At 75.2% G+C, this 9,257-nt stretch carries 7 protein-coding genes; 2 read left to right on the top strand and 5 right to left on the bottom strand.

The window, feature by feature from the left end:
* Positions 1-128: 128 nt before the first annotated feature.
* On the bottom strand, positions 129-1,280 hold the full coding sequence (locus ACZ6ZR_RS09785; RefSeq protein WP_465641327.1) for an LLM class flavin-dependent oxidoreductase: 1,152 nt from the start codon (positions 1,278-1,280) through the stop codon (positions 129-131).
* 320 nt (positions 1,281-1,600) lie between these two features.
* Here ACZ6ZR_RS09785 and ACZ6ZR_RS09780 point away from each other — a divergent pair, with 320 nt between their 5' ends.
* The gene (locus ACZ6ZR_RS09780) at positions 1,601-1,921 is read left to right on the top strand and encodes an ATP/GTP-binding protein (protein ID WP_465641187.1); all 321 of its coding nucleotides are present in this window, start codon (positions 1,601-1,603) and stop codon (positions 1,919-1,921) included.
* 32 nt (positions 1,922-1,953) lie between these two features.
* Here ACZ6ZR_RS09780 and ACZ6ZR_RS09775 read toward each other — a convergent pair whose 3' ends face one another.
* Together ACZ6ZR_RS09775 and ACZ6ZR_RS09770 are read right to left on the bottom strand one after the other, a co-directional pair.
* Complete coding sequence (locus tag ACZ6ZR_RS09775; protein ID WP_465641185.1) at positions 1,954-2,721, bottom strand: ABC transporter permease; 768 nt, start codon at positions 2,719-2,721, stop codon at positions 1,954-1,956.
* Positions 2,721-3,686, bottom strand: a complete 966-nt coding sequence (locus ACZ6ZR_RS09770; RefSeq protein ID WP_465641183.1) for an ABC transporter ATP-binding protein — start codon at positions 3,684-3,686, stop codon at positions 2,721-2,723. The genes ACZ6ZR_RS09775 and ACZ6ZR_RS09770 overlap by 1 nt, the downstream gene beginning before the upstream one ends.
* Before the next feature lie 92 nt (positions 3,687-3,778).
* Between ACZ6ZR_RS09770 and ACZ6ZR_RS09765 the strand changes: the two genes are divergently transcribed.
* Entirely contained in the window at positions 3,779-4,546 is a 768-nt protein-coding gene (locus ACZ6ZR_RS09765; protein ID WP_465641182.1) for an alpha/beta fold hydrolase, read from the top strand.
* Positions 4,547-4,780: 234 nt separating this feature from the next.
* Here the strand turns inward: ACZ6ZR_RS09765 and ACZ6ZR_RS09760 are convergent, their stop codons facing one another.
* Positions 4,781-5,710, bottom strand: a complete 930-nt coding sequence (locus ACZ6ZR_RS09760) for a coiled-coil domain-containing protein (RefSeq protein ID WP_402298707.1) — start codon at positions 5,708-5,710, stop codon at positions 4,781-4,783.
* 106 nt (positions 5,711-5,816) lie between these two features.
* On the bottom strand, positions 5,817-9,257 hold a 3,441-nt coding region (locus ACZ6ZR_RS09755; RefSeq protein ID WP_465641180.1), incomplete at its 5' end, for a hypothetical protein.

Genomic DNA, 9,257 nt, shown 5'->3' with positions numbered 1-9,257 from the left:
ACCTCGGTCCGGGCCCAACTGCTCAACCAGTCGGACGAGTTGCGCGACTGCTGAGCACCTACCGCCGAACCGACGGGACGCCGGGCCGCCTGCACCAGGGCCCGGCGTCCGTCCGTTCGGCGGCCGTCTCAGTCCAGCTGGGGGAGCACCTCGGTGCCGAGCCGGGCGATGTTCTCCATGGTCGCGGCGTGCTCGCCGGAGCCCTCGGCCAGCAGGGCGAAGCGCCGGATGCCGGTCCGCTCGGTGGTGGCCAGCAGCCGGTCGGCGGCCTGCCTGGGCGTGCCCACCGCGTGCAGGTCGCAGAGGAGTTCGGTGTACTCGCGCGGATCGCGCATCCGCCGCTCCCGGCCGTCCACCGTGCGGTGGGCACCGAGCCCGTGCTCGAACCAGCCGGGCATCGCGGCCAGCAGCCGGGCCCGGGCCGTCGCCGCCCGGTCCTCGATCTGCACCACCCCGGCCGCCATGTGCTCCCGCTCCACCCGGGCCAGCTGCTCCTCGCCCCGGCCGCACTCCCGCCAGGCGGTCCGGTAGGCCTCCAGCATCAGCGACTTGTCCTCGTCGCCCGAGTGCATCCCGAGCAGCATCGGCAGCCCGCGCTCGGCCGCCGCCCTGACCCCGGCCGGTGAGGTGCAGGCGGCGATCACCGGCGGACCGCCCTGTGCCGGGTCCGAGGTGACGGAGTGTCCGCTGTCCGCGAGTTCGCCCACCCCGCCCGGACGTTGCCGCGGGAAGCGGCTCAGCGGGCCCGAGCGGCCCTCCAGCCAGCCGGCCAGCTCGGTGGGCCGCGGCCCGGCCGCGCGGGGCACCACGTCCACCGCCGGGAAGCTGAACTGCGGCCCCTCGGCCCCCACCCGGGAGCCGCGCAGCCAGCGCAGCAGCAGGTCCAGCCGCTCGCCGAAGCCCTCCTCGTACGCGGCCGCGCCGGTGCCGAACACCGCCAGGTCGATCCACGGCCCGCCCCGGCCCACGCCGAGGGTGAACCGGCCGTCCGAGGTCAGGTGGAGCAGCGCGGCCTTCTCACCGAGCGCCACCGGGTGGGTGGTGGAGAGCACGCTGACCGCCGTGCCGACGCCGATTCGCCTGGTCCGGCCGAGCAGCAGGGCGGCCAGGGTGGCCGCGTCCGGGCAGACGCCGTAGGGCACGAAGTGGTGCTCGGCCAGCCAGACCGAGTCCAGGCCGGAGCGCTCGGCGGTCTCGGCGGCGGCGACGGTACGGCGCAGCACCGCGCCGTGGTCCTGGCCCGGGAACTGGGCCGACAGCAGGAACGCGCCGACCCGGATCGAGTCGGTGCCGGCCGCGCCGCCCAGCAGCGGGGCCGGGGGCAGGTCGAGTTGAGGGGTGGTCAGTTGGTCGGTGTCGGTCATCGGGTGGCCTCCTCGGGTGCCGCAGGGTCTGCGAGCCCCGCCTTGTCACCTCGTTGAGTAACCGATGTCATGTGCCAATGGCACCCGGAACGCCCCAATTCGCGGAAGATCGGGTGGATCTCCCCGGAAAGCCTGAGGCCCCGCCGAGCGGCGTGGTAGGGCTGCGGGGCGGGGCGGTGCGCCCCGTAGGCTTGGAGAGCCAGCCGTCGTCCGCCGCACGAGAGGTGCCCGTAGCCGTGTCGCCCCGCCGCAAGCCGCCCCGCAGCAAGGCCGTCTCCGAGGAGCCGTCAGGCGTGCCGTTCGGTGGCACCCTGCGGCGGGTGGAGGAGTACGACGGAGAGGACTGGGTGGTGCAGACCATCCCGGGCACCTCCGGCCGGTTCTACCGCTGCCCGGGCTGCGACCAGGAGATCCCGCCCGGCGTCGGCCACGTGGTCGCCTGGCCCGAGTACGGGGCCGGGGTGGACGACCGCCGCCACTGGCACCGCGCCTGCTGGGGCGCCCGCGAGCGCCGCTCCACCAACGTCCAGCGCAGCAGGAACGCCCCCCGCCACTGAGGCGGAGGGCGTCCCGGGGGTGTGACGCGCCGTCAGGCGTCGCGCTCCTTCAGGACCAGGATGCCGCCGGCGATGGCGGCCACCGTCCAGGCCAGGCAGATGAAGAAGCCGGCCCAGGGGCCGTAGGGCTGGCCGGACTGCTCGTAGACGGTGATCATCCGCGAGCCGGCGTAGTCCGGGAAGTACCGGGCCACGTTCTTCGCGTACGGGACCGCCGAGAGGATCGGCGAGAGCAGGAAGAAGAACGGCACCAGCACGCCCAGCGCCAGGGTCTGGTTGTGCAGCATGGCGGTCACGCCGGCCGCGAACAGGCAGAGCATGGTCAGGTAGAGCGCGGCTCCGATGACGGCGCGCAGGACGTTCGGCGAGCCAATCGTGGTGGAGTGGTCGCCGAGCACCGCCTGGCCGACGAAGAAGGTGATGAAGGCGGTGGCCAGCGAGACCGCCAGGGCCAGGGCGCCGAGCACCGCGGCCTTGCCGAGCAGCAAGGTCCCGCGCTGCGGGACGGCGGCCAGGCTGACCCGGATCATGCCGCTGCTGTACTCGTTGCCGACCGCCAGCACCCCGAACACGATGATGGCCAGCTCGCCCAGCAGGATGCCGGAGAAGGCCGTCCCGGTGGCGTCGAACGGGGTGCTGGAGTCCCGGGTGAACTCGTCGAAGTTCAGCTTGGTGACCAGCGAGAGCAGCCCGCCGACGAGCAGGGTGATCACGAAGGTCAGGGCGAGGGTCCAGACGGTGGACCGCACGCTGCGGATCTTGGTCCACTCGGACTGCAGGACGGCGGGGAACGAGGCCATCAGCTCTTCTCCTTCCAGCCGGTGCCCCAGGCGGCCTCCGGCGCCGGCGCCGGGGCGGTGCCGCCCCCGGCGTGGTACTGCACCGAGTCGGCGGTCATCTGCATGAAGGCCTCCTCCAAGGAGGCCTGCTGCGGGCTCAGTTCGTGCAGCGTCACCCCGTGCGAGGCGGCGAGTTCGCCGATGTGGGCGAGGTCGCCGTCCTCGATCTCGTACGCGCCGTCCGGCCCGGGGACGGCGTTCAGCCCGGCGCCGTGCAGGGCGGTGAGCAGCTGCTCGACGTGCGGGGTGCGGATCCGCACCGCCGAGCGGGAGTTCCGCTTGATGAACTCCGCCATCGAGAGGTTGGCCAGCAGCCGGCCCCGGCCGATCACCACCAGGTGGTCGGCGGTCAGCGCCATCTCGCTCATCAGGTGGGAGGAGACGAAGACGGTGCGGCCCTCGGAGGCCAGACCCTTCATCAGGTTCCGGATCCACAGGATGCCCTCGGGGTCGAGCCCGTTCACCGGCTCGTCGAACATCACGATCTCGGGGTCGCCGAGCAGCGCGGAGGCGATGCCCAGCCGCTGGCCCATCCCGAGCGAGAAGCCGCGCGAGCGCTTCTTGGCGACGGCGGTGAGCCCGACCAGGGCGAGCATCTCGTCCACCCGGCCGGGCGGGATGCGGTTGCTCTGGGCCAGCCAGAGCAGGTGGTCGTAGGCGGTCCGGCCGGGGTGGACGGCCTTGGCCTCCAGCAGCGCGCCGATGTACTTGAGCGGCTCGTTGAGCTGCCCGTAGCGCTTCCCGTCGATGGTGACCTGGCCGCTGGTCGGGCGGTCCAGGTCGAGGATCATCCGCATGGTGGTGGACTTGCCCGCGCCGTTCGGCCCGAGGAACCCGGTGACCACGCCCTGGGGGACCTGGAAGCTCAGGCGGTCGACGGCGACGGTGTCGCCGTAACGTTTCGTCAGCTCGTGCAATTCGATCATGTGCGCTCCCTCACTCTCCGTCAGGCTATGACAAACCGGACAGCGGAGCGCGCTGCTGCGGCCGGTCGGTGTGCCGCCATACGGTGGGCACCATGACTCTCCCCGCCTACGGCACCCACGGCGTCGGTACGCCGCTGGTGCTGCTGCACGCCTTCCCGCTCTCGGCCCGGATGTGGCAGGCCCAGCTCGCGCCGCTCGCCGACGTCGCCACCCTGATCACCCCCGACCAGCGGGGCTTCGGCGCCACCCCGGTCGGGGACGCGCCGCCCTCGCTCGACACCGTGGCCGACGACCTGGTGGAGCTGCTGGACGAACTGGGCCTGGAGCAGGCGGTGTTCGGGGGCCTCTCGATGGGCGGCTACGTCGCGATGGCGGTGGCCCGGCGCCACCCGGAGCGGATCGCCGGGCTGCTGCTCGCCGACACCAAGGCGACCGTGGACACCCCCGCCGCCAAGGCCAACCGGGAGCGGATCGCGGCGGCGGTGCTCTCCCGCGACAGCGTGGCGCTGCTGGCCGAGGAGAAGATCGAGGACGGGCTGCTCGGGCCCGGGACCGATCCCGAACTCACCGCCCAGGTACGGGAGATGATCGCCTCCGCCGCCCCGGCGGGGGTGGCCTGGGCGCAGCGCGCGATGGCGGCGCGGCCGGAGTCGCTGGCGGCGCTGCGGGCACTCGACGTGCCGGCGGCGGTGGTGGTCGGCGAGCACGACGCCCTCACTCCGCTCGCCGAGGCCCGCCTCATCGCGGAGGCCCTCCCCGGCGCCGAACTCACCGTCATCCCGGGCGTCGGCCACCTGAGCTCCCTGGAGGCCCCCGAGAGCTTCAACGCAGCCGTCCGGGCCCTTCTCCGCCGGGTCTGACCTGACAGCCCGCCAGAAGGCCGCCCAGGGGCTGCGCCCTGCAGGGGCGCGGGGAACTGCGCGCGGGGGAACGGCAGCACGTGCAACTGGCTCGCCTGCCCCGACCTCACGCTGGTCCGCCTTCCGGACTCGCGCAGTTCCCCGCGCCCCTGGGTCGCTGCCCTGCCGGGCGTAGCCGCAAAGGCTCAGGGCCCGCACCCTCCCCGGAGGGGGAGTGCGGGCCCTGAGGGTGGGTCAGCGGGACTGCTGGGCCGGGACGCCGAGGGCGTCGTCGGTCGGCAGCGAGGCGGCGGCGACGGCCGCACCCGTGAGGGTGGCGAGCATCTCGCGGACGTTGGTGAGCTGGGCGTTGATGGAGTCGCGGCGGTTGGTGAGGGCCGCGAGCTCGCGCTCGGACTCGCTGCGGATCCGGTCGGCCTTGGCGTTGGCGTCGGCCACGATGTCCTCGGACTGGCGCTGGGCCGTCTCGACGGTCTGGCGGGCGCGGCGCTCGGCGTCGGTGCGGAGCTTCTCGGCCTCCAGGCGGAGCTGCTCGGCGCGGTGCTCGATCTCGGCGAGGCGCTTCTCGGCCTTGGCCTGACGGGCCGCCAGGTCGCGCTCGGACTGCTCGCGGCGCTTGGCCAGGTTGGTCTCGAACTCCAGCGCGGCCTGGGCGGCCTTGGTGCGGGTCTCCTCGAAGAGGGCGTCCGCCTCCTCGCGCTTGTTCTGCGCGTCCTTGTTGGCCTCGGCCCGCAGCTGGGCGCTGTCGCTCTTGGCCTTGTCGACGATCCGCAGACCCTCGTCCTCGGCCTTGGCCTTGCGGTCCTTGGCGTAGTTCTCCGCCTCGGTGCGGACCTGCTGCGCGGCGGCCTCGGCCAGCTCACGGTGCTGCTCGGCGGCGCGGTGCGCCTCGTCGCGCAGGTCCTTGGCCTCCTCCTCGGCGAGGCGGAGGATCTTCTCGACCCGGGCACCCAGGCCGGCGTACGAGGGCTCCTGCTCGGAGACCGCGGCCTGCGCGCTCTGGGTCTCCAGGTGGAGCTCCTCGATGCGCTTCTCCAGCGCGCCGATCCTGGTCAGGGCGGAGTCGCGGTCGGCCACCAGCTTGGTGATCCGCTCGTCGACCTGGGCACGCTCGTACCCACGGCGCACCAGGTCGAAGCCGTGAGGGGAGTGACTGTCGCTCATGGGGTTCTGGGCTTCCTGTCGTTAACCGCTGAGGTGGTTGAGGGAATCCTGACACGTTATCGGAGTGTCGACGGCGAAACGCCGTTGCTCCACGGACAATGTCCGCTCAATCGGGTGGTGCGCTGCCGGTGCGATTGCCCCCCGAACGGGGCGCGCCCACTCCGGCACCGGCCTTCGCCGCACCGTCCTTCTTGCCACTGCTTCCCCCGTTGGCCGGTGAGGCCGGTGCCGGCGCCTCGAAGGCCTCCAACGCGGACAGGACGTCCTGCACCCGAGAGATCTCGGTGTTGATGTCCTTGCGCCGGCGGACCAGTTCGTCCAACTCCCGGCGGCCCTCGTCGGTCACGCGCTGGGCCTCGGCCTTCGCCTCGGCCAGTGTCCGCTCGGCCTCCTCGGCCGCCAGCGCGAGCTGCTCCTCGGCGGTCTCGTCGGCCCGCTTCAACCGCTTCTCCGCCTGGTCGGAGGCGGTCTCCAGCTGCTGCTCGGCCTCCTCCTGAGCGGCCGTCAGCTTCTGCTCCGCCTCCTGCTCGGCGGCGGCCAGCGCGGCCTCCGCCTCGGTGCGCAGCCGGTCGGCCCGTTCGGTGGAGGCGGCGAGCTTCTGCTCCGCCTCCTTGAGCAGGCCCTCCGCCTTGCGGACGGCGGAGATCCGCACCTTGCCGGCCTCGGCGGAGGCCTCCGAGGTGAGCTCGGCGGCCTTCTCCTCGGCGTCGGCGACCAGCTTCGCCGCCTTCTCCTCGGCCGCGGCGACGGCCGCGGCGGCCTGCTCCTCGGCCTCGGTGAGCTGTTCCTGAGCCGCCGTCACCAGCGTGTCCACCCGCTCGCCGGCCGACTTCATGGCCTGCGCGTTCTCCTTGCGGGCCCGCTCGTGCAGGGCCTCGATCTCGGAGTCGGTGCGCTCGCGCAGCTCCTCGGCGCGCTCGCGGATGCCGGTGGCGTCCCGGCGGGCCTCGGAGAGCAGCGCGTCCGCGTCGGCGCGGGCCCGCTCCACCTCGGACTGGCCGGCCGCCTCGCCCGCGGCGGTGAGCCGCTCGGCCTCCTTGCGGGCGGCCGCGACCATCGCGTCGGCCTGCTCCTCGGCCGCGGCGGTGGTGGCCAGGGCGGTGGCCTGGGCGTCCTCGGCGAGGGACTCGGCGTCCGCGAAGGCCTTCTCCAGCACGGACTTGGCCTGGTCGCGGGTGGCCCGGTCGAACTGCTCGGCGGCCTCGCGGGTCTCCGCGTCGTAGACGTCGGCCCGGCCCCGGGTGGCGTTCTCGTACTCGTCGGCCAGGGTGCGGGTGGCGAGCGCGTACTCCTCCGCCTCGGCCCGCAGCGCGGCGGCGAAGTCCTCCGCCTCGGCGACGGCGACGGCGCCCCGCCGCTCGGCCTCCACCGTGGTCCGGCGGGCCTCCTCCTCGGCCTCGGCCCGGGTCCGCTCGGCGAAGTCCAGCGCGTCCTGGCGCTCGGCGCGGGCCTCGGCCCGCAGCTGCTCGTCGTAGGCCTCGGCCTCGGCCCGGTCCCGGGCGATCCCGTCGGCGGTCCGCTCGCGGTCGGCGGCCAGTTCGGCGGCGATCCGCTCGCGCAGCGCGGTGGTCTCCTCCTCCGCGTCGGCGCGCAGCGCGGCCACCTCGGCGTCGACGGCGGCGCGCAGCGCGTCCGTCTCGGCGGCGGCCAGCTCGCGCTGCTCGGCGGTCTCCAGCTCGGCCAGTTCGCGGGTGTCGGCGGCCTCCCGCTCGGCGGTGGCGCGGAGTTCGGCGATCTGCTGCGAGGCGGCCTCGTGCAGTCCGGCCACGGACTGACGGATCTCGGCCGCCTCGTCCTCGGCGTTGGAGACCAGCGCGGCGGCCTCCTTCTCGGCACCCGCGCGGAGCTCGGCCAGCTCGGTGGTGGCCAGCGCGCGCAGCACGCCGACCTCGGTGACGGCGGCGGCCGCCTCCTCCTGAGCCTGCGCCAACTCCCGGGCGCCCTCGGCCCGCAGCTCCTCGGCCTCCCGCCCGGCGGCGGCCAGCCGCTCGGCCGCCTCGGCGGCGGCGCGCTCGCGCAGCTCGGTGGTCTCCGCCTCGGCCTCGGTGCGCAGGCCGGCCACCTCGGCCTCGACGGCGGCGCGCAGCGCCCCGGTCTCGGCGGCCGTACGGGCCGTCAGCTCCTCCGCCTCGGCGGCGGTGCGCTCGCGCAGGGCGGTGGTCTCCGCCTCGGCGGTGGCGCGGAGTTCGGCGGTCTCGGTCTCGGCGGCGGTGCGCAGGGCCTCGGTCTCGGCCGCGGTACGGGCCGTCAGTTCGGCGGCCTCCCGGGCGGTGCGCTCGCGCAGCTCGGTGGTCTCGGCCTCGGTGGCGGCGCGGAGTTCGGCCGTCTCGGTCTCGGCGGCGGTGCGCAGGGCCTCGGTCTCGGCGGCCGTACGGGCCGTCAGCTCGTCCGCCTCGGCGGCAGCGGTCTCCCGGGCGGCCCGGGCGGCGGCCAGCAGCTCGGCGGTCTCGGCCTGCTCGCGGTCCAAGGCGGTCTGCGCCTGGGCCCGCTCGCGGCGGCTCTCCTCGCGCAGCGCCTCGGCCTCGGTCTCGGCCTCACCGCGGCGGCGGAGCGCCCAGGTCTCGGCCTCGGCGCGGTGGCCGTCGGCCCATTCGGCGGCCTCGGTCCGGGCAGCCTCGGCGGCGGCCCGGGTCTCGGCGGCCAGTGCCTCGGCCCCGGCCTGTGCCTCGGCGCGCACCCGCTGGTCGAACTCGACGGCCTCGCGCCGGAGTTCGGCGGTCTCCCGCTCGGCGGCGGAACGGTTCTCGGCGGCCGCCGCCTTGGCCGCGGCCAGTGCGTCCTGGCCGCGCTGCTCGGCGGTGGCGGTGACCTTGCGGGCCTCCTCGCGGGCCCGGGTCAGGGTCTGCTCGGCCCGGCCCTGGGTCTCGGCGGCCCGCTCCTCGGTCTCGGCGCGCAGCCGCTCCAGCTCGGCGGCGGCCCCGGCCCGCAGCTCGTCGGCGTCGGCCTTGGCCTTGGTGAGCAGCTCCTCGGCGGTCTTCGCCGACTCCTCGATCCGCAGCACCGCCTGGCGCCGGGCCTCGCCCTCGACCCGCTCCGCCTCGGCGGTGGCCCGGGCGTGCAGCTCCTCGGCCTCGGCGCGCAGCCGTTCGGCCTCCTGGTGGGCCCGGGTGAGCTGCTCGTGGAGCGCGGCGGCGTCCTCCTGGGCGGCGTTCCGCACCTGCTCGACGGTGGCCTGAGCCTCCGTCAGCAGCCGGTCGGCCTGCTCGGCGGCCTCGGCGCGCAGCCGTTCGGCCTCGGCGGTGCCGGCCGCGACGGTCTCGGCGGACTCCCGGGCGGCCCGGGCGACGGTCTCCTCGGCCTGCTCGGTGGCCTGGGCCAGGTGCAGGGCCGCCTCCTCGGCGCCCTCCGCCCGGCCGGCCTCGCGGGCCTCCTCGTGCAGCCGGGCGACGGCGGCCTCGGCCTCGGCCCGCAGCTCCGCCACGGCGCGTTCGGCCTCGGCCCGCTGCTCGGCGATGGCCGCCTCGGCGTCGGCGCGCAGCTCGGACGCGACCGACTCGGCGGCGCCGCGCAGCCGCTCGCTCTCCTCGGCGGCCGCGGCCCGGGCCGC

The organism is Kitasatospora sp. NPDC088742 (genome assembly GCF_055584905.1).
Note: the sequence above shows the minus strand (reverse complement) of the source record. Positions and strands in the feature narration are given on the sequence as shown.

Bases quoted from the DNA above. Each gene is read 5' to 3' on its own strand.
- ACZ6ZR_RS09775 (WP_465641185.1), bottom strand. From the start codon at position 2,721: ATGGCCTCGTTCCCCGCCGTCCTGCAGTCCGAGTGGACCAAGATCCGC.
- ACZ6ZR_RS09770 (WP_465641183.1), bottom strand. From the start codon at position 3,686: ATGATCGAATTGCACGAGCTGACGAAACGTTACGGCGACACCGTCGCC.
- ACZ6ZR_RS09765 (WP_465641182.1), top strand. From the start codon at position 3,779: ATGACTCTCCCCGCCTACGGCACCCACGGCGTCGGTACGCCGCTGGTG.
- ACZ6ZR_RS09760 (WP_402298707.1), bottom strand. From the start codon at position 5,710: ATGAGCGACAGTCACTCCCCTCACGGCTTCGACCTGGTGCGCCGTGGG.